This window comes from Salinibacterium sp. NYA9b (genome assembly GCF_976973725.1).
Map to the genome: position 1 here is coordinate 1,894,224 of NZ_OZ333476.1, position 20,561 is coordinate 1,914,784.

A 20,561-nucleotide genomic window follows, 5' to 3' on the forward strand; every position below is an offset into this window, starting at 1 on the left:
AACGCACTGAGGCCGCCACCCGCAATGGGTAACGGCCTCAGTAACGTTAAGAACGTAGAACTAGCTCGTGATCGCCGGAAGCGTCTTGCGGCTCGTGAGTACCTGGTCGATGAGACCGTACTCCATTGCCTCAGCTGCGCTCAGGATCTTGTCGCGCTCGATGTCCTTGTTGATCTGCTCAGGGGTGCGGTTCGAGTGGAACGACAGGGTCTCTTCGAGCCATCCGCGCATGCGCAGAATCTCGCGAGCCTGAATCTCGATGTCCGAAGCCTGGCTTGAGCCTTCAGAACCACCACTGGGCTGGTGGATGAGGATGCGAGCGTTGGGCAGAGCCAAACGCTTTCCCTTGGTTCCACCGGCAGTGATCACGGCAGCCGCTGACGCAGCCTGGCCGAGAACAACGGTCTGAATCTGCGGACGAATGTACTGCATCGTGTCGTAGATCGCCGTCATCGCGGTGAACGAGCCACCGGGTGAGTTGATGTACATGACGATGTCGCGGTCAGGGTCCTGGCTCTCGAGAACGAGAAGCTGAGCCATAACGTCGTCAGCAGAAGCGTCGTCGATCTGCACACCTAAGAAGATGATGCGGTCTTCGAACAGCTTCGCGTATGGGTCTTGACGCTTGTAGCCATAGGCCGTGCGCTCTTCGAACGTCGGCAAGATGTAACGAGCGTCAGCATCCGGACGACCAATGCCGGCGGGAGCCTGTGCTCCGAGGTTAAAGTTCTCCATAATTAGTCCTTCTTGCCGGTTGCGTTGTCTTCAGTTCCGCCGCCGCCAACTACGTCAGAGGCGAATTCGCGGAGGTGATCGACGAAGCCATATTCGAGGGCTTCTTTGGCCGTGAACCAGTTGTCACGGTCGTTGTCGATGAGAACCTGCTCGACGCTCTTGCCTGTTTGCTCGGCGGTGAGCTCGGCCATGCGCTTCTTCATATCGAGGATGACGCCAGCCTGAGTCTGGATGTCTGCAGCGGTTCCACCGAATCCACCCGACGGCTGGTGCAGGAGCACGCGCGCGTTGGGGGTGATGTAGCGCTTGCCCTTGGTGCCCGAGGAGAGCAGGAACTGCCCCATCGAGGCGGCAAGGCCAATGCCGACGGTGACGATGTCGTTCGGCACGAACTTCATCGTGTCGTAGATCGCCATTCCCGCGGTGATGGATCCACCGGGTGAGTTGATGTAAAGGTAGATGTCGCGCTTGGGATCCTCTGCGGCGAGCAGCAAGATCTTTGCGCAGATCTCGTTCGCGTTTGCATCGCGCACCTCTGAGCCGAGCCAGATGATGCGGTCCTTGAGGAGTTGGTCGAAGATGCTCGAGACCAATGCCGGTTGGGCCATTGTTGCGCTCCATTTCAGTTATCGCGTGATACGAATCTATCCGAGTACGCGCCGCTATTCTGGCGTGTTCGCCCTAGGCAAAGTACCGCGTCGCCGGAGGCTGCTTGTAGGCTCGCCAAATGCAGCAGACTTGGCGCGATCGAATCGCAGATATTTGGGCCCACGCCGCCACTATGGCCGAGGGAGATGTTGTCGCGGCAATTGATGAGCTCGTTGCTGAACGTGCCCCTGACGACGCTGAGGCGTTGTTCGAGGCAGCGGGCGCCCGCGACTATGCCGGTCGTGAGACTGAGGCAGAGCCGCTGTACCGCAGTGCTCTTAACAATGGGTTGGATGCCGCCCTGCGGCCACGCGCGGTCATCCAGTTGGCGAGTACGCTGCGCAATCTCAATCGCGTCGATGAGTCGATTGCTTTGCTCGAGCAGCAGTTGCACGAGCATCCCGACGATGAGTGGACGGGGCCAACCGCCGCATTTCTCGCCCTTGCCCTCACCACTCGCGGCGATCCCACCCTGGGGGCTTCGGTCGCACTGATGGCATTGGCGAACTATTTGCCGATCTATCAGCGTTCGGTGCGCGGCTACGCAGCGGAGCTGGTGGCCGAGTAAGGTCACTCAGCGCTTGCCACGGCAGCACTACGGCGCCCCACTCCCCTCAGTCGCCTCAGCGTCGGCAGGCTCCCTGCGACCATTAGCATTGCCGAATGCAGCAAATGATTCTCGACGTTGATACCGGCATTGATGACGCGCTCGCGCTCCTGTTGGCGGTGCGGCATCCGGGAGTCAATCTGCGGGCTGTCACGTGCGTCGCCGGCAATGCGAGCCTCGAACAGGTGGTGCGCAACACTCTGACGGTCTTGGACGCTGCGGGCGCGGGAGATATTCCGGTTGCGGCAGGCGCTCACCGTCCGCTGCTCTCTGAGGCTCATTCAGCGGCTCACGTGCACGGCGCTGACGGTCTTGGCGACCTCGGTTTACCCGAGTCGCCGCGCACTGTCGTGCCACTGCACGCGGTTGAACTGCTGCGTCGAGAAATTCTGGCGAGCCCGACGCCGGTAACGCTCGTGCCGCTTGCGCCGATGACCAACATTGCGCTTCTCGTGCGACTGTACCCAGAAGTGTTAGACAACGTGGAGCGGATCGTCTTCATGGGAGGTTCTGCCTCTGTCGGCAATGCCACTGCGGTTGCCGAGTTCAATACGTGGCACGATCCCGAGGCCGCCGAAATCGTGTTGACCTCTGGCGCCCCCATCACCATGTATGGCTTGGATGTGTTCTATGCCGTGACAATCCCGCCTGAGGACATCGTTCGGCTCGCCGCCAGTCCCGAACCCGGCACGCAGCTCGCCGGGCGCCTGCTGCAGCATCTGGTCACGGTAAAAGGCAGTGAGGTGCGCGTCGCCGGTGATGGACACGGCGATATTGGCGATGCGGGCGCGGTGTGCGCTGCGATCGATCCGGATGGACTCAGCACCACACATCTGCCGGTGCGAGTGAGCCTGGCTGATCCTCTCACTCGCGGACAAACGGTCGTGGATCATCGCACGGCCGGCCACGACCAGGCCGGAGCCGGAGATCCCCTTTTCCGCCGAATTGATGTGGCGCTCGGGATCGATAGCGCCCGTTACGCGAAGCTGTTCCTCGACACGATCACACGATAGTTCAAGCGAAACAGCCCGTTAACGACCTCACGGCCAACTAGATAACTAGTTGGCCGTGAGGGTTAAGCGAAGTGTTTTAGGACTCGTCGTCTGCTGCTTCTACTGCAGCAACCTCGGGAGCTTCCTCAATGGGCTCGGCGTTTGCTACGGCGGTGAATGCCGAAACGTCTACCGACTTGCCCTTGGTGTCAACGACCTTGGCCTTGCTGAGCACGACTGCGAGAGCCTTGCTGCGAGCGACCTCAGCAACCATGGCCGGGATCTGGCCGTTCTTGTCCAGAATCTGGATGAACTCGCCGGGCTCCATGCCGTACTGCTGTGCGCCCTGCACGAGGTACGAGGTGAGCTCTTCTTGGCTGACCTTGATCTCTTCGGACTCAACGATGGAGTCGAGCAGAATCTGCGAACGGAAGGTCTTCTCGCTAGCGATAACGACCTCGGCGCGGTGCTCGTCGTCTTCGAGGCGGTTTTCGTTCTCGAGATGACGGTGAACTTCGTCTTCAACGAGCTTCTCGGGAACGGGGATCTCAACGCTCTTGAGCAGTTCGTCAACGATCTGGTCGCGAGCTTCTGCACCCTGGCCGAACGACTTGGAGCGCTTGATCTGCTCCTTGAGGTCTGCCTTGAGTTCCTTGATGGTGTCGAACTCGCTAGCCATCTGAGCGAAGTCGTCGTCTGCTTCGGGAAGCTCGCGCTCCTTGACCGTGAGAAGCGACACGCTGATTACAGCGGTTTCACCCTCGTGGTCGCCACCGAGCAGTACGGACTCGAAGGTGGTCGATTCGCCGGCGCTGAGCGAGTCAAGTGCCTCGTCGATGCCTTCGATCAGTTCACCCGAGCCGAGCTCGTAGGAAATGCTGGTTGCGGAGTCAACCTCGGTCTCGCCAATCTTGGCGACGAGGTCGAGCTGAGCGAAGTCGCCCTTCGTGGCGGGGCGTTCGACGGTAACGAGCGTGCCGAAGCGGGCACGCAAGGTGTCGAGCTCGTCCTTGACGTCGTCTGCCGAAACCTTGACTTCTTCAACCGTGAGGGTGAGCTCGTCGTAGGCGGGCATGTCGAACTCGGGGCGAACGTCTACCTCAATGGCGAGAACGAGGTCTCCGCTGAAGTCTTTGACCTCGGGCCACGTGACAATGTCTGCCTCGGGACGACCAAGAACGCGAATCTCTTCTTCGGTGACTGCTTGGCGGTAGAAACCGTCAAGTCCGTCGCTGACCGCGTGGTTCAGGATCTCTTCGCGGCCGACACGCTGGTCAACCAGCTGCGGCGGAACTTTTCCCTTGCGGAAGCCGGGGATGTTGATCTGCGAGGCGATGTGGCCATACGCGTGATCGATGCTCGGCTTGAGTTCTTCGGGGGTGACCGAGATGTTGAGCTTGACGCGGGTCGGGCTCAGTTTCTCAACGGTTGTCTTCACGTCGTGGATCTCCTGTAATTCGATGGTGTATTTCGTCGGGGCGACAGGATTCGAACCTGCGACCTCTCGGTCCCAAACCGAGCGCTCTACCAAGCTGAGCTACGCCCCGGGGCGCCGTGCTGTCTTACGGTCATGGCATCACGTAGAAATGCCGGTACAAATTTGACCTCGGCAAGTCTAGCCTGAGCGCGCACCGAATGTTGACGAGATACCAAGATCAATGTTTTTCGGGCCGCGCTTGCAGCATTTACGGGGCCAGAACCCAGCAAATATGGGGCGGATTACGCGGGCAGCGATCTCGACTTCGTACTTTGCTAGGTTTCGGGTACAGTATTCCTCGGTGCACAGCATGATCGGGTGCCGAGTGGGGATGTAGCTTAATGGTAAAGCCTCAGTCTTCCAAACTGATGACCGGAGTTCGATTCTCCGTATCCCCTCCACTACAGAACGAAGGCCACCTCGGTTGAGGTGGCCTTCGTTCGTTAACTGACGCACAGCATCCGGCTGCGCCATCCTTGGCTGGATGCGTAGCGTGTTGGTCTTAGCTCATCACACCGTCGAGCCACCGCACACGATTGCTCGTTCAACGATCCTGCGGGCGTGCGCTGCTTCAGGAATCGGTAAGAGTGGGTAATCGTGGATCATGCCCTCCCCCACCTGGAAGTCGAGGGCGATGCCTTCGTGCTGTGCGCGCTCACGAAGGCGCAGCGCATCCGCGTGCACAAGATCGCGTGTGCCCGTGAAAAGGGTGATCGGCCCCAGTCCGCTGAGATCGCCATGGATGGGGCTGACCCGCCAATCGCTTTCGTCGAGCTCGGCGCGATAGAGAGCCCCAGCCGCATGGGTGCCGGGAACAGCAAGCCACGGGTCGTGCGGTGCAATCTCTGCGAGCATCGGATCCGTGCCGCTGATGTCGAGCCAGGGTGCGATGAGCACTATCGCGTGAAGCGGCGGAAGCTTGCGATCGCGCAGCTCCATTGACACCGCCATCGCCATCCCGCCGCCCGAGGAATCCCCCACGATGCTGACATTCTCGGCACCGACGTCTTGGACAATCGACTGAACGATCGTTGCTGCGCGGTCGACTACGACCGCAGCGCGCCCCTCCGGTGCCAGCGGCATGATCGGGACCGTAAAGGTGGTTCCCGTTGCTCGAACTAGGCGGGCGATGAACTTCCAGTGCAGCGGATTGATCTGGAACACGTACGACCCACCATGAAGGTAGACAACATGACCAGCGTTCGATGGTGTCTTCGGCGCAATCGTAAACACGGGCCAGCCGCCAACATCGTGAGACGAAACATTCACGTGCCGGGCGATTGATGCCGGTGGATCAAACGAAACTGGATGCTTTCGAAGCTCAGCGATCCGCGCGAGAGTGCGCTCTGGATCGCTAAACATGCGTTTTGACCCTCGCAGGGTCAACGCAAGTGGAGCGAGCCGGCTAAGAAGGCTCGCCATTGTGCGCTAGCTGTCGACGCGCTTCATGACGTGAATGGGAATGAAGACGCCCGCCGTGGAAACAAGCAAGCCGCCGATGAACACGACCGACTCAAGGCCCTCCACGTAGAAAGCTTCGCCCATCATGTAGATGCCGCCCACAAAGAGCACGAAGGAGATTACGAAACCGAAGATATTCACGGCTCCATCTTACCCATGCAGACTCGAACTCCGAAGTCACCCTCGCCGCGGAAAGTGACCTCTTGTCAGGGCTCTAGCGTGTCCCCTATACTGGGGATAGCCGTTACCCCCGAACTGATCCTCCGCGGCTGGATCGAACGCCACACCCGTATCGCCCCTCGTGGCAGGGCACCTTTGGACTCCCCCGATGTCTAACACTGCAACCCAACTTCCTCCCTTCGGCTGGTACCCGGACCCCGCAGGCAGCCACATGCTGCGCTGGTGGGACGGCAAGGCGTGGACTAACCGTCTCGAAAAGCCTCGTCCTGAAATCCAGGCTGCGAACGGTTACAACCACAATCAGTCCACACTTTCGCGGCTTATCGCTTCTTAAGCTTTAGTCAGCGATACTCTGGGGCTTCCTCCCGAAAGGAAGTCCCGAGTACATGGTTGATGCACCGCGTTCGTTTATAGAGCACGTCGGTCACGTTCTTTTTCCCCGTGGCCCGCTAGACCTCACAGACACTTCGCGATGCCCGGCGTGTTTTGTCACGCTCCCGCCTTCCGCGGTGTGCTCACAATGTGGGCTTGATCTCAATCATCCGGATGCCGCCCTTCTCCGCGAAGAATCACTCGACGTCGCGGCTCTGCTCGATTCCCGGCTCGAGCTCATCGGCAAGATCCGTTTCGAGACCGCCGCTGAACGCAAACGCGTTCGTGACGAAGTTCGGGATGCCGAATACGCTGCCCTCGAGGCTGCGGCAGCACAACGCGCAGCCCGCGTGGCCGCCATGTTGCAATCCAGTGATCACACCGTTGCGGCCCCGGAGACGCCGGCTCCGATCGAGGCTCCGGTGCATCCGCAGTTCCCGCAGCCCACGCCCATCGCTGCTCCCACCCCGGTCGCTTCCGCGATGCCGACTCCCGTTTCAGTTCCACCCACCACTGAAGCCACAGCTCCGACAACGATCGACGCCCCCGCTGCTCGCTCGCACGCTGGCATCCAAGTCATCCTGCTGATCGTGGGAGTGTCGCTGCTCTCGGTCGGCGCGATCTTCTTCCTTATCTACGCCTTCATTAGCTTTGGGCTCATTTGGCGGTCGGCGATCATCGCAACCATCACTATCGCCAGCATCGTCGGGGCAACCATGGTGAAGAAGCGTGGGCTCTCTGCTACCGCTGAAGCCCTATCCGCACTTGCCATCGTGCTTGTCGGGCTCGATATCTACGCTGTGCGTGCGAATGAATTACTTGTCGTCGGCGACTCTGCCGGCCGCGTGTACTGGGGCTCAGCGATGATCGTCGCTGCGCTGGGATTCATGTGGTGGCATCGGGCGAGCACAATCAGGCTCGTCAATGTGGTGGCGTTCGTGGCTTTCCCGCCCGCGGCTGCCCTCGTCGTCGCCGGCGTGACCGACGGACGGTTCCCTGAGGCAAATGTGCTGCTCCCCATGGTGGCGTTCACCACCGCGACGCTCATCTACCTCGTAGCTGCGCACGGAGAATACTCTGGGCGAGTAGAGCGCACGACCATGCTCGTTTTCGCCTACCTGGGGCTCTCGATCGGGTTCTTCAGCGCAATCATCTCTCTGTTCGTCTCGTCAGAATTCGCTGGCAATCGCTCGACGGGAATCTGGCTCCTCGTCTTGGGCGCGGTAGCGGCAATCCACAGCGTCGCGGCTCATCGTGCGGCCTTCGATCCGATCATCCGCAACACTTTCGCGATGATCGCAGGTCTCACGATCGCGACAGCAGTGTCGACTCTCCTCTCGAACGACTCCCCTATCGCGGTGTTCTCCGTTGCCGCTGCGCTCACCACTCTTGCGGTGCTGAGCGAGGCGAGCGGGCGACACTTCGGCGCGACAAGCCGGAGTACCACCCTGTGGGCATCGCTCGGCGTGTGGGCGATTACCGCGATTGCGCTGATCGCGCCCCTCAGTGCGTCGCTCTCTGTAGCGCTGCAGTATTTCTCTCAGACGTCCCTGCGCCGCACTACCGCGGCGAGCGCGCCGTTCGCCATCATCGACAATGGGTGGCCTCAGCTTGCCCTCCTCAGCGTTCCAGTAATTATGGGGTTGGCGTGGTGGGCCACGCGGCAACTCCGCGGTCGGCTCTCTCTACTGCTCGCGAGCGCGGGTGCCGCGCTCGCCCTGGCAGCACCGCTGGCCGGAACACTGCTGCTCGCTGTTGCGGTGTGGCTTGCGCTAGCTGTACTGGCTGTCGTGGCAATCGGTGTGAGCCAACGCCGCCGCCCCGGACTGCGCCTCAGCACAATCATTCTTGCCCTGGGCGGCTTCACACCGCTAGCACTTGCGTTCGGTTCAGGATGGTCCAGCTACGGAACGTGGCTTCTCGCCAGCCTCGGCACAGCGGCCGTGCTCTTTGCCGCCCGCTACCTCGTGACCGTTGTGTCAGTTCGCACGACGATGCTGGGCTTGACGATGCTCGTGCTGTTGCTCGCGGCCGCGGGCGTGGGAGAACAGCTGCAATTCGCACTCACTCCCCTCGATCCCCATCCGCTCGAATCGTGGATGACCGTCTCCGTTCTTGCCGTCGTCATCAGCGCGCGATCGCTCTGGCCCCGCACCCGCGAAGTGACCGCCCTCGAACGACAGGTTCTGTGGTGGATAGGGTTTGTCGGCACCGCAGTTGCGGGCACCATTCTTTGGGTAGCAACAGGCAGCGGGGCCCCTTTCGCGAATGCACCACTCGCCCTGAGCCTCACAACCATCAGCCTGCTCGTCTCTGTGCTGTTCGTCGCAGTGCTTATCGTCACGATGCTGAACAACACCGCGCTAGTTGCCCGAGCATCAGCAAATACGGGCGCTACGAATGCTGCGAGCGCAACGAGTGCACCGACAGGGCGCTCGATCGAAAGCTTCGTTGCCGCTGCGGCGCTCGCGCCCGCGCTGGTGTGGGCACTCGATAGTGCGAGCCGTACCGCTGGTCTCGGCGCTATAGCGATCGAGTTAGCGCCGGCCACGGCATCCGTTCTCGTCGGAGCGCTCACGATGGCCCTGCGTGTGCGGGGCCGACACACATTCGTGCGACGCATCGCTGAACTCAGCGCGCTCACCGTTGCACTGTTCACCACAGCGAGTGCAATTCTTCAGCCCCACGAGACACACTGGCTGATCGCGCTTCTCGTCTCGATCACCCTTCTGCTGGCATCGATCTCCGCCGACGGAATCGTAGGCTCGGCTTCGCCACGGCGCTTCGTTATCTGGGGTGCGGTCGCATTCGCCACGTGGGCCTTGTGGCTACGCCTTGAGCAATACCGAGTCGAGGCGCTCGAGGCCTACGTACTGCCGCTTGCCGCGGTTGTGGTGGCAATCGCCATCTTTACGGCCAGAGCAGAACTACGCGAATCCCGCCTGCGCTCTGGAGCGTTCATCGCTCTCGCTGGACTGCTTATCGCCGTTGTGCCGCTCGCGCTGAACTCCGCAAGTGGCTCAGGCACCAGCACCCTCGTCATCTCCGCCCTGTGTGCGGCGCTCCTGATTGCCGCGTCGTTCATTGCGCCGCGCGAGTCGTTGCTCAGTTTCTGGGGAATCGCCGTTGTCGCCTCAGCCACGGGACTCATCACCGCCACAGCAGCGCGCGTTCTCTACTCCGTGACCGCCGCACCGAGCGCGCTGCCCGAAGCAGAAGTGTGGCTCATCGGGGCTGTAGCCCTCATGACGATCGCGAGTTTCGGACTCGCCTCCGCCGGTTTCGCGCGTGTCTCGCACTCCACCCTGTGGCAGCGGTCGGGGCCCGTGCTGCTCGGCGCCGCCGTGACACTGCTGTATGTGGTTGAAGGCATCATCGTGATTGACCCGTCTACTTCGTCGACACCTCTCACCGACATCCGGGTGCTTGCCTTAGTCGCTCTTGGCGCGGTGCTTCTCGTTGTGGGCGCGCGCTTCGCGACGCCGCCTCTCACCCCCCACGTGACCTACCTTGCGTTCACCCTCGCGTCGTTCATTGCACTCGCGACCTACGCCCTGGGCGTCGTGCAGTACCTCGAGTTCTGGCTGATCGCCGCCATCCTTGGCTTCGGGATGATCGCACGAGCACTAATTATTCGCTCGCGTGAGGTCACGATGCTCGAACCGCAAGCGCTCTGGTGGACAGGCTTTGGCGCGACCGCATTCGCCGGAGCACACTTCTGGAACGCAAACGTCGTCGGCGGATCAGGAGTCACCGCTCCTTTCATGCTCGATGTAGCCGTCATCAATACCGTGGGTGCCGCGCTCCTCGTCGTGGCGTTGAGCTTCACCATTTTCGCTCGAGGCGCACACACGTTTGTGCCCGAGAACATTGCCGCAGCGGCAGCTCTCGCCCCCGCGACCGCCTGGCTGCTCGATAGCACTGCCAGAATGATCGAGCTCTCGGCAGTCGTGATCGAACTCGCTCCCGCAACGGCAGCAGTGCTCGTCGCTGCATTCAGCATGATTCTGCGACTGCGGGATCACCGCAGCGCCGTTCGTCGAGCAAGTGAGATCAGTGCTCTTACGGTTGCCGCAATCACGACGGTGAGTGCGGTTCTCGAGCCACAGAGCACTCCATGGCTGATCGTGTTGTTTGTGTCGGTCGCGCTGCTACTCAGTGCCATTTCGACTGACGGAGTGTTCGGGTCTGCATCACTTCGCCGCCACGTGGTGTGGGCTGCGGTGGCCTTTGGCACGTGGGCACTGTGGCTTCGACTCGATCAGGCCCGCGTCGACGCTCTTGAAGCGTACGTTCTGCCTCTCAGCGCCGTCGTGATCGCCCTCTCGATACTGATTGCACGCGCAGAGCTGAGAGGGGCGCGGCTAGCTTCGGCACCGGCGATCGCTCTCGTCGGCCTGCTCATTGCGGTGCTTCCCCTCGCGCTCAATGCTGCAGACGGCAACGGACTCCGCACCCTCATCATCGCGGGGCTCTGCGGAGCTCTCTTAGTGGCTGCCGCCTTCGTGGAACCACGCAGCGAGCTCATCGACTTCTGGGGCGTCGCAATCATTGCGTCCGCATCCGGGCTCATTCTCGCGACCGCGTCACGGGCGTTCATCCTGCTGTTTGAAAACAGAGGACTGTTGCCTGAACTCGACTCCGGTCTGCTGGTCGCGGTTGCGCTACTGGCTCTCGCCAGCTTCGGTGCCGCTGCCAGTGGATTCTCTCGTGACGAGAACCGCCCGGGGTGGGCAACCATGAGCGAAGTGCTGCTCGGCAGTGCCCTCGTGCTGCTTTATGGGATGGAAATCCTGACGTTGCTCGGCACAGACCAGCGAAACGCGTCGGTCGACGCCGTTCGCATCATTAGTCTGGTCGCACTCGGCAGCGTTCTTCTCGTGCTCGCGGCTCGTGCCTCTACGCGACCGCTTACCCACCGAATGAGCTACCTCGCCTTCACTCTCGCCAGCATCCTCGGCGTGATCGGGTACTTCGGAACGCTCGTGGAGCCACTCGAGTGGGTGTCTGTGCTTCTCGGGGTGGCTCTGCTCGCCCACGGAGGGCTGCGGATGGTGAGCGATCCGGATGCGCGCAGCATGCAGTGGCTTAGCGGCGGCCTCGTTGTGCTGCTGGCCCCCAGTCTCATCGCGACGTTTGTGGACACCGATAGCGCGGGAACTCAGTGGCGCATTGTTGCTCTCGGAATCGTCGGCGTGACGATCATCGTGCTCGGCGCCTGGCTGAAGCTCAAAGCGCCCCTCATCATTGCCACCGTTGTCGTTCTCATTCACGCGTCGCACACGTTTGCTCCCGCGCTCATCAGCTTCTACCAGCTGACCTCGTGGTGGCTGTGGGCTGTGGTCGGTGGCGCGATCGTGTTGTTCCTCGGCATTACGCTCGAGCGGCGCATCCGCGATCTCAAGACGCTCAACACCAAATTCAGCGCCCTTCGCTAAGCAGAAAGAAGGCGACGCTAGCGCTGCAACCAGGTGAGCACCGCGAGAACGCGGCGGTGGTCGCTGCCCGAATCTTCGAGATTCAGCTTCTGAAAAATTGCCGTCACGTTCTTTTCGACCGCGCCAACACCGATGACGAGCTGTTTGGCGATAGCCGCATTCGTGCGGCCCTCGGCCACGAGCGTCATGACTTCGTGCTCACGCGGAGTCAACGACATCAAGGGATCCTGACGGCGACCGACGAGTTGAGCAACGACCTCGGGATCGAGCACCGTGCTGCCGGCAGAAATCCGCTCCACGGCATCCTGCAACTCATCCAGAGACGCGACGCGATCCTTCAAGAGGTAGCCGACCCCGCCGCGACCTGACGACAAGAGCTCTTGCGCATACACAACCTCGACATACTGCGAGAGCAAGAGGATGCCGATCTGGGGCCGCAATTCACGCAAGCGAATGGCGGCGCGCACTCCCTCATCCCGAAACGTCGGCGGCATGCGCACGTCGAGCACCACGAGATCAGGTGCACAGTCGTCGAGGTTCGCGAGCAGCTCATCCGCGTCCCCAAACGCACCGACAACATCGAAGCCGGCTTCGACGAGCACACGCACGAGCCCTTCGCGCAGCAGTACCGAATCATCAGCAACAGCAACGCGCAAAGGGCTCATGCGCTTAAGACTAGAGGTCAACGGGCGCCCGATCTGCACTCAGTTTGGGCAAAGGCAGCCGCGCCGCTACCGTCGTTGGCCCACCAGTGGGGCTCTCGATCTCAAGGCGTCCGCCGACACCGCGAACACGTTCTTCGATGCCCGCAAGACCGTGGTCGGCGAGCACCGCGGCGCCGCCCTGGCCGTCATCCGTGACCTGAACGAGGAGCCAGGGACGGCCATCCGATTGCTCGGTGAGAAGCCGAACGGAGGCATGGCCAGCGTGAGCGTGCTTGGCGACGTTGGTGAGCAATTCAGCGACAACGAAGTACGACGCACGCTCGACTTCGCCTGGAAGAACGAGCGGGGTCGGAAGCTCGGAGCTGAGCGTCGTTGGCACGGCCGCGCGCGCGGCTACTGATTCAAGGGCCGCGACGAGGCCACGGTCGAGCAAAAGTGGCGGTGCGAACCCGCGTGACAGAGCCCGCAGTTCTTCGAGCGCTTCAGCCGACTGCGCTTGGGCTTCGGTGAGCAACTGGCGAGCCTTGTCTGGATTGGTGTCGAGCTGGCGTTCAGCAGCCGCGAGATCCATCTGCAATCGCACGAGACGCTGCTGGGGGCCGTCGTGGATGTCACGCTCCAGCCGGCGCAGCGAGTGACCTTCTGCCGAGAGGGCAGCGCCACGCGACTCTTCGAGGGACTGCACTTCGCGGCGAAGACCATCCGACTTGAAGGCGGTGAGGGTTCCGCGGGCAAGCCACCACTGGGTCAGAACGAGGCCGCGAGTGACGAACGGGAGGGTGGCGATGAAGATGAGGCCGATGACGAACGCAACGATGTTATCGGCGACTACAGGGTTCCAACCGGCGGTGTTGACCCCGAAGAGGCCGAAGGACCACTCGCCGATCGACCAGTCGGGGTCGCCCGTCTGCACTTCACCATCGAGGGCCCACGCGAAGATTCCGGTAAGTCCGACGGTGAGCCACACGAAGGAGATCGTCCACGTGATGATCGTGAGAATGAAGCCAAGAATTGTGGTGTGCAGCAGGTACAGCCAGTAGTGCGCGTTGCCAAGCGTCGCAGCGAGCCAGCCGCCGAAACCTGTAGCGGCTCGGTCGTCTTGCCAATCCGGGCGCTCTAGACGTGCCCGGCCAGTCCATTCCAGAAGGTTGACATGGGCCAGCCCGAAGCCGCGGCCGACATACAACGCCAAAATCATGACAAAGAACCCGATAAGAAAGACCGCGAGCGTGCCGATCCCGGTAGCGACGAGCGAGATTGCCACGCCGAATCCGGTTATCGCAATCGGGAATCCGAGGATCAGATAGAGCACCTCTTTTGGCGTGGTGCGCCATAGCTGCCAATAGGGGTTTCGGGGCTTCGTCACAGTGTCTGTAGTCATAAGTCTCTCGCTTTAGTCTCGCGCATTGGCGGGGCGGATGTTCGTCTCCTACAGAATCGCGAAAACCAGAAATACTCCCCAGCGTGGATGCACACAAAACGGCAGTGGGGATATCCCCCGTGAGCGAGCTCTGCGTTGAAGACTGGCATCCATTCGGCACTGCGGAAAGCGCGTACTGCAGCGGGTTAGCGTTGCCTCAGCTTGCTTGCGAATTTTTTGCGCCGACGTAGCGTTGTACCTGTAGAACAACGAAGGAGCACACAATGACCGAAATTAAAGCAGTTCCGCAGACCTCAGCAGACCCTGATGTCACCTCGGGTGTTGCCCAGTTCCTCGGCCCGGTCGTCACCGACCTCACGGCCCTGTCGATTGACGGCAAGCAGGCTCACTGGCACGTTCGCGGTGTCAACTTCCAGGCAGTACACGAACTTCTCGACGTCATCGTCGACCACGCCCGCGAGTGGGCTGACACCGCAGCAGAGCGCGTAGTCGCTCTCGGACTTCCGATTGACGCTCGCACGCAGACCGTCGGCGCCAAGGCAACGACTCCGAGCATGACCGCAGGCTTCCAGCAGTCCGACGAGGTCATCGCGCAGGTTATCGCCGCGATCGACGCGACTCTCGTGACCGTCCGCACCGCCGTTGACGAGCTCGGTGAGCTCGACAAGGTCAGCGAAGACGTCGCGATTGAGATCGCTCGTGGGCTGGAGAAGGACCGCTGGTTCCTCTTCGCTCACCTCGCCACCAAGTAACTTCTCTGGCGGTCGCTTCACCGCGACTAGTTGAGCCTACGATTCGTCGTCGCTACAGCTGGTTGTGAGTGAAGCGCCCATCCAGAATCGTCGCGTCAACCCGCATCGCCCGCAGTTCTTCACCGCTGCAGTCGAGCGGGTTTTTGCGTGTCACAACAATGTCCGCCACTTCGCCCACGGCGATGGTCGACTGCACTGAGGCCTTGAGAGCTTCGGCTACGGTGATGCGCTGTTCGGGATACCACGGCTCCCGCCCATCGCGGCTGCGGCTCACAGCCGACGCGATCGCTGCCCACGGGTCAAGCGGGGCGACCGGAGCATCCGATCCCATCAGAAGTTCGATGCCGGCATCGAGCATGGAACGCAGCGCGATCGTGCGGTGGTTGCGTCCGGGCCAGAGAGCGTCGGCAACATCGCGGTCATCCATGGCGTGTTCGGGCTGCACGCTTGCTGCGATTCCGAGAGCCGCGAAGCGAGGCAAGTCCGATTCAGAAAGTGACTGGGCGTGCTCGATGCGGCCACGGCATCCGACGATTTCAAAAGCGTTGAGGGCGAGCGTGTTGGCGTCGTCGCCGATGGCGTGCACGGCGGGCGAGAGGCCAGCGCCACTGGCAGTGCGAATCCACTCGACGAGTTCATCAGCGGGGATGTTGAGCACTCCCCTGTTGTGTGGTTCGCCCGGGTAATGCTCGACGCAGTACGCGGTGCGGGTGTTGAGCGAACCGTCGGTGATGATCTTGAACGGCCCGACTTCGAGCAGTGGCGCCAACTGTTGCCCGGTGGCGAGGCCTTCGAAGATGGCGCGTTCCAGGAAGCGCGGGTAAACACCAACGCGCACCCGGAAGAGATCGAATCCTTCGAGCATGCGGCGCTGCCAGTTCTCGAACTCCCACGTCATTTCGAGATCGACGATTCCGACGACGCCACGGGATGCCGCTTCCGCAGCCCCGTCACGGATCCAGCCATCAAGAATGTCGGGTTCCACTCGGCTGAGCGCGCTTCCGACAGCGAAGGCTTCTTCTTCGCGCAGGAACCCGGTGGGGTGGTCGTAAAAACCGAAGCGTTCGAGGGCGAGGCTGTTGAGCCAGCAAGAGTGCAGGTCGCCGCTGACAAGCACGACGGCGATGTCGGAGACGGCCGAGTCGAGCAGGGCGCGGGTGGGCTGGTCGGGCCAGAGGGCATCGCGGAATCCTTGACCAACGATGATGCCGTCGGACTGCGGGAGCACCGAAGTAGCAAGGGTGACAGCAACTTCGGTGGCCGAGGTCGTGTGGCTGAGATCAAGGCGCTGCGATTGCTGCGCCCACATGCTGGAGTGCACGTGCTGATCCCACAGGCCGGGCATGATCCAGCGGCCGTCGAGATCGATGGTGTCGTGATCGGCAGCGTCGCTGTCTGCAGCAACGTCGCCAGCGGCATCCGCCGACTGCCCGTGGGGCTCGATAGCGGAGATGCGTCCCTCGGTGAGGGTGACATCGACCAGGGCGGAGGCATCGTCGCCGACGATGCGCGCGTTAGTCAGTTTCACTCGGTAGTGCCCTTGTCATTTCTGCGGCTAGTTCTGAGCTAGCGTACGCGCAGTTAGAGCGGTGACGCACTTTAGCTACCCAGTGGTGCTTGGCAGCTGGGGCACCAGTACAGCTTGCGGGCCGAGGCGAGTTCCATTGCGATGTTCGTGCCACACACACGGCACGGCAGACCTTCGCGGTGATACACCCAGTGACGGTCATCCCTGCTCGCGAGCGCGGCCGTGTAGCCGTCGCCGGTGAGCCCATCCATCGTCATCATCTGGCCGGTACGCACACCGATTTCTAACAGGTGGGCCCAGTCGCGCCAGAGTTCGCGCACCAGTTCTTCGGGAATGAGCTTCCCCGGCGTGTGCGGATCAAGGCGCGCGCGGAACAAAATCTCGGCACGGTAGACGTTGCCAATACCGCTGACGATCGACTGATCCATGAGTTGGATGCCAATGGCCGTCTGCTTCTTGCGAACGGTCGCGACAAAGCGTTCTTCGGCCTCGCCATTGTCGTCGACCAAGGGGTCGGGCCCGAGCTTGTTGAGCGCGACCTGCACTTCGTCGGGATTCAGCACTTCGCACGCGGTTGGCCCGCGCAAGTCAGCACACGTCGTGTGGGTGAGCAGGCGAACCCGCACGGCGCCGATGGGCTCGGGCGGGAACTCTGAAACCGTGTCGCTGGCTTTCTCTTGCTCCGACATCCGCAAGCGGGTGCGTCGTGGGGCACCGATGCTCGCGAGCGAGTCTTCGTGCTCCCCCACCACCGTGTTGCCCGCACCCGCCGCAGCGCTGCTCATCTCGACAGCGCCAGACCCAGCGTCAGCATCATCAACAACGGTGCCGTGCTGGTTGGTCTGCCCCATGCGACCGGCAGCGGATGCCGTAGTCGCGTCGGCCGTGAAGTTGCCCGCGAAGTCCCAGGCTCCGTAAAGCCCGAGGTGCACGCGCAGCCAGCGGTCGTGCTCGAATTCGAGGAACATCTGCTTGCCGACGGCTTTGGCGCTGAGCATCCGCAGTCCATCGATGCGTTCGGCTCCCGCAGCAAAGCGACCTTGCGGTGAGGACACGGCGACGGTTTTGCCGACGAAGTGCAGCGCGAACTGGCGCGCAATGCGATGTACGGAATGCCCCTCAGGCATTAGTCGTCGAAGGGGTGCGCGGCGATGGCGCCTGTCGTCTCGTACTCGGCAAGCTGAGCGATGCGGCGGGCGTGGCGCTCGTCGCCCGAGAAGGGCTCGGCAATGAAGAGGTCGATGAAGCGCGTGGCTTCGTCAACGGTGTGCTGACGGGCGCCGATGGAGATGACGTTGGCGTCGTTGTGCTGGCGGGCCAGAGCGGCGGTCGAGTCGTTCCACACGAGAGCGGCGCGGATGCCCACAACCTTGTTGGCGGCGATCTGCTCACCGTTTCCCGACCCACCAAAGACAACACCGAGCGCTTCGACACCGGCAGCCTGGTCGGCGGCAACACCACGGGCTGCGGCGATGCAGAATCCGGGGTAATCGTCGAGAGCGTCGTACTGAACGGGGCCGTGATCGATCACTTCGTGGCCGGCATCGGTGAGGTGCTGCTGCAGGGTGGCACTGAACTCGAGGCCAGCGTGATCGGTGGCGATATGGATGCGCATTTGTCCAGTCTACGGTCGCGATCATCCACTATTGCCGACATTCAGCGGGCGCGGCATAAGCTAGTTAGGTGCGGTCACAAACCGCCCCAAGACGAAGGAGTTGTACGTGCCCGGAGAGAACCTCACCCGAGTTGAAGCGCAAGAACGCAAAGCGATTGTCAACGTAGACAGTTATGAGATTGCGCTTGACCTCACTACGGGTCCTGAGACGTTTAAGAGCAGCACGACTGTTCGTTTTACTGCCACTGCTGGCGCATCCACTTTCATTGATTCGATCACCCGCACGGTTGACTCGGTCACCCTCAACGGCACCGCTCTTGATGTTGCTGCCGTGAACGATGGTGTGCGCATCCAGCTCGACAACCTTGCTGAGAACAACGTTCTTGAGGTTGTAGCGGATGCCGAATACACCAACACCGGTGAGGGTCTGCACCGCTTCGTTGACCCCGTTGACGACGAGGTTTACCTCTACTCGCAGTTCGAGGTGCCGGATTCGCGCCGCGTTTTCGCTGTGTTCGAGCAGCCTGACCTCAAGGCCACGTTCCAGTTCACGGTGACCGCACCGGCACGCTGGGCCATGATCAGCAACTCGCCCACGCCCGAGCCTGTCGTGGATGGCGAGAACGCCACGTGGGAGTTCCCACCCACTCAGATCATGTCGAGCTACATCACCGCGATCGTGGCTGGCCCGTATGCCGAGGTTCGCGATGAGCTCACCTCGAGCGATGGCCGCGTCATCCCCCTCGGCATCTTCACGCGTGCCTCGCTGAGCGAGTTTCTCGATGCTGATTACATTTTCGAGAAGACCAAGCAGGGTTTCGAGTACTTCGAGAAGCACTTCCAGTACCCGTACCCCTTCCCGAAGTACGACCAGCTGTTTGTGCCCGAGTTCAACGCGGGTGCCATGGAGAACGCTGGCGCTGTCACGTTCACCGAAACCTATGTGTTCCGTTCGAAGGTGACCGACGCCATCAAGGAACGTCGCGTTGTCACGATCTTGCACGAGCTGGCTCACATGTGGTTCGGCGACCTCGTCACCATGAAGTGGTGGAACGACCTCTGGCTCAACGAGTCGTTCGCTGAGTGGGCTTCCACCATCGCGACTGCTGAAGCTACCGAGTGGACCGAAGCGTGGACCACGTTCGCGGCCATGGAGAAGAGCTGGGCCTACAAGCAGGACCAGCTTCCGTCGACTCACCCCGTCTACGCGTCGATCAATGACCTCGATGACGTTCTCGTCAACTTCGACGGCATCACCTACGCCAAGGGTGGCTCGATTCTCAAGCAGCTCGTTGCCTGGGTTGGTCTCGAAGCATTCATGGCCGGCGTTGCGGCGTACTTCAAGAAGCACGCCTACGGCAACTCCGAGCTCAAGGATCTGCTGGTTGAACTGGAGAAGACCAGTGGCCGCGAGCTCATGGAGTGGAGCAAGCTGTGGCTTGAGACCGCTGGTGTGAACACGCTGCGCCCGGATGTGGTGACCGCCGAAGATGGAACCGTCGAAAGCTTCGCGATCGTTCAGACCGCGGCTGCCGACTACCCCACGATTCGCCCGCACCGTCTCGCTATCGGTTACTACTCGCTGGAGGACGGCAAGCTCGTTCGCCACCACCGCATCGAGATCGATGTTGAGGGTGAGCGCACCGAGGTTCCTGAGCTCGTCGGCACGAAGCGCCCCGACCTCATCCTGATCAACGATGACGACCTCGCCTACGCGAAGATCCGTCTCGATGACGCGTCGTTGGCTGTGGCCATGGAGCACCTCTCGGACATCACCAACCCGCTGGCTCGCGCCATCGTGTGGGGTGCCGCGTGGGATGCTGCTCGTGATTCTGAGACTCCGGCCAGCGATTATGTTGCCCTGGTTCTCGGCAACATTGCGTCGGAGACCGAGTCGACCACCATCCGCACCACGCTTGCGCAGCTGGTGTTGGTTGCTAAGCAGTATGTTGCTCCTGAGCGTCGTGCGGCCACGGTTGAGAAGATCGGCGACACGCTCTGGGCTCTCGCTCAGAGTGCTGAGGCTGGATCGGATGCTCAGTTCCAGTTCGTGAAGTACTTCGCGAATGTGGCATCCACCGAACAGCACGTTACGGTTCTTCGCGCTCTGCTCAGCGGTTCGACCACGCTTGAGGGTCTCGAGATTGACACTGACTTGAGCTGGGAGCTTCTGGAGGGCCTCGTGCTCAACGGTGCTGCCGGTGATGTTGACGTGGATGAGGCGCTCGCCAAGGACAAGACGGCGAACGGCCAGCAGGCTGCGGCTCGGGTTCGCGCAACGATTCCGACCGAAGCCGGCAAGCAGGCTGCGTTTGATTCACTCGTGAAGAGTGACAAAGCTCCGAACGCTATCGTGCGTAACGTGACGATGGGCTACACCCACGTCAACGACCCCGCTGTGCTGGAGGCTTTCGTGGCTCCCTACTTCGAGGCGATCAACGATGTGTGGAACAACCGCAGCTATGCGATTGCCGAGACGGTTCTTCGTGGCCTCTACCCGGCACCGCTGGCAAATCAGGGACTCGTGGATGCCACGAACGCCTGGCTCGAGGCAAACCCCGATGTTCCGGCCCTGCGCCGCATCATCGTGGAGAACCTTGCGGGGGTTGAGCGTGCACTGGTAGTTCAGGCTCGCGACAACTCCTAACCCCTTTCAGCCGCCTCACGGCGGGCATGCTGGGGCCTAGCGGTGACTACACAGAAGTCACTC

16 protein-coding genes and 2 tRNA genes are annotated in these 20,561 nt (G+C 61.6%); 7 read left to right on the plus strand and 11 right to left on the minus strand.

The genetic code is table 11. The annotated features are described in order from the left end of the window. Window positions 1–60: 60 nt before the first annotated feature. Both ACWFSR_RS09025 and ACWFSR_RS09030 read right to left on the minus strand, forming a co-directional pair. Entirely contained in the window at window positions 61–735 is a 675-nt protein-coding gene (locus ACWFSR_RS09025) for an ATP-dependent Clp protease proteolytic subunit (RefSeq protein WP_100388715.1), read from the minus strand. A gap of 2 nt (window positions 736–737) precedes the next feature. Then, window positions 738–1,343, minus strand: a complete 606-nt coding sequence (locus ACWFSR_RS09030; protein ID WP_197105930.1) for an ATP-dependent Clp protease proteolytic subunit — start codon at window positions 1,341–1,343, stop codon at window positions 738–740. A gap of 119 nt (window positions 1,344–1,462) precedes the next feature. On the opposite strand from ACWFSR_RS09030, the gene ACWFSR_RS09035 reads away from it, so the two are divergent. Both ACWFSR_RS09035 and ACWFSR_RS09040 read left to right on the plus strand, forming a co-directional pair. After that, window positions 1,463–1,951 (plus strand): tetratricopeptide repeat protein, encoded by a 489-nt coding sequence (locus ACWFSR_RS09035; protein ID WP_447522214.1) that lies wholly within the window; start codon window positions 1,463–1,465, stop codon window positions 1,949–1,951. A 95-nt stretch (window positions 1,952–2,046) separates the two neighbouring features. Continuing rightward, entirely contained in the window at window positions 2,047–3,003 is a 957-nt protein-coding gene (locus ACWFSR_RS09040) for a nucleoside hydrolase (RefSeq protein WP_231603845.1), read from the plus strand. A 76-nt stretch (window positions 3,004–3,079) separates the two neighbouring features. On the opposite strand, the gene tig is transcribed toward ACWFSR_RS09040, so the two are convergent. Both tig and ACWFSR_RS09050 read right to left on the minus strand, forming a co-directional pair. Continuing rightward, complete coding sequence (gene tig / locus ACWFSR_RS09045) at window positions 3,080–4,420, minus strand: trigger factor (RefSeq protein WP_447522215.1); 1,341 nt, start codon at window positions 4,418–4,420, stop codon at window positions 3,080–3,082. 35 nt (window positions 4,421–4,455) lie between these two features. Then, window positions 4,456–4,529: transfer RNA gene (locus ACWFSR_RS09050), tRNA-Pro, on the minus strand. A gap of 257 nt (window positions 4,530–4,786) precedes the next feature. On the opposite strand from ACWFSR_RS09050, the gene ACWFSR_RS09055 reads away from it, so the two are divergent. Beyond that, window positions 4,787–4,860: transfer RNA gene (locus ACWFSR_RS09055), tRNA-Gly, on the plus strand. Between the two features lie 109 nt (window positions 4,861–4,969). Here ACWFSR_RS09055 and ACWFSR_RS09060 read toward each other — a convergent pair. Further along, window positions 4,970–5,821: an alpha/beta hydrolase fold domain-containing protein gene (locus ACWFSR_RS09060; protein WP_447522216.1), complete on the minus strand. Its 852-nt coding sequence runs from the start codon at window positions 5,819–5,821 to the stop codon at window positions 4,970–4,972. 66 nt (window positions 5,822–5,887) lie between these two features. Further along, on the minus strand, window positions 5,888–6,061 hold the full coding sequence (locus tag ACWFSR_RS09065) for a hypothetical protein (protein WP_197105934.1): 174 nt from the start codon (window positions 6,059–6,061) through the stop codon (window positions 5,888–5,890). Between the two features lie 187 nt (window positions 6,062–6,248). Between ACWFSR_RS09065 and ACWFSR_RS09070 the strand changes: the two genes are divergently transcribed. Together ACWFSR_RS09070 and ACWFSR_RS09075 are read left to right on the plus strand one after the other, a co-directional pair. Continuing rightward, window positions 6,249–6,434 (plus strand): DUF2510 domain-containing protein, encoded by a 186-nt coding sequence (locus ACWFSR_RS09070; protein ID WP_197105935.1) that lies wholly within the window; start codon window positions 6,249–6,251, stop codon window positions 6,432–6,434. Between the two features lie 175 nt (window positions 6,435–6,609). Next, window positions 6,610–11,910, plus strand: a complete 5,301-nt coding sequence (locus ACWFSR_RS09075; RefSeq protein WP_447522217.1) for an SCO7613 C-terminal domain-containing membrane protein — start codon at window positions 6,610–6,612, stop codon at window positions 11,908–11,910. Between the two features lie 17 nt (window positions 11,911–11,927). Here the strand turns inward: ACWFSR_RS09075 and ACWFSR_RS09080 are convergent, their stop codons facing one another. Together ACWFSR_RS09080 and ACWFSR_RS09085 are read right to left on the minus strand one after the other, a co-directional pair. Further along, the gene (locus ACWFSR_RS09080; protein WP_231600582.1) at window positions 11,928–12,575 is read right to left on the minus strand and encodes a response regulator transcription factor; all 648 of its coding nucleotides are present in this window, start codon (window positions 12,573–12,575) and stop codon (window positions 11,928–11,930) included. A gap of 10 nt (window positions 12,576–12,585) precedes the next feature. Then, window positions 12,586–13,956 (minus strand): sensor histidine kinase, encoded by a 1,371-nt coding sequence (locus ACWFSR_RS09085; RefSeq protein ID WP_447522218.1) that lies wholly within the window; start codon window positions 13,954–13,956, stop codon window positions 12,586–12,588. A 263-nt stretch (window positions 13,957–14,219) separates the two neighbouring features. Here ACWFSR_RS09085 and ACWFSR_RS09090 point away from each other — a divergent pair, with 263 nt between their 5' ends. After that, window positions 14,220–14,708, plus strand: coding sequence for a Dps family protein (locus ACWFSR_RS09090; protein ID WP_197105938.1), 489 nt, complete (start codon window positions 14,220–14,222; stop codon window positions 14,706–14,708). Between the two features lie 52 nt (window positions 14,709–14,760). Here the strand turns inward: ACWFSR_RS09090 and ACWFSR_RS09095 are convergent, their stop codons facing one another. From ACWFSR_RS09095 to ACWFSR_RS09105, 3 genes are all read right to left on the minus strand, one after another. Next, entirely contained in the window at window positions 14,761–16,236 is a 1,476-nt protein-coding gene (locus ACWFSR_RS09095; protein ID WP_447522219.1) for an amidohydrolase family protein, read from the minus strand. Between the two features lie 71 nt (window positions 16,237–16,307). After that, on the minus strand, window positions 16,308–17,363 hold the full coding sequence (locus ACWFSR_RS09100; RefSeq protein WP_447522220.1) for an Fpg/Nei family DNA glycosylase: 1,056 nt from the start codon (window positions 17,361–17,363) through the stop codon (window positions 16,308–16,310). Beyond that, the gene (locus ACWFSR_RS09105; RefSeq protein WP_197105941.1) at window positions 17,363–17,851 is read right to left on the minus strand and encodes a ribose-5-phosphate isomerase; all 489 of its coding nucleotides are present in this window, start codon (window positions 17,849–17,851) and stop codon (window positions 17,363–17,365) included. Before ACWFSR_RS09105 ends, ACWFSR_RS09100 begins: the two co-directional genes overlap by 1 nt. A 106-nt stretch (window positions 17,852–17,957) precedes the next feature. Between ACWFSR_RS09105 and pepN the strand changes: the two genes are divergently transcribed. After that, window positions 17,958–20,498, plus strand: a complete 2,541-nt coding sequence (pepN, locus tag ACWFSR_RS09110) for an aminopeptidase N (RefSeq protein WP_447522221.1) — start codon at window positions 17,958–17,960, stop codon at window positions 20,496–20,498. Window positions 20,499–20,561 lie beyond the last annotated feature (63 nt).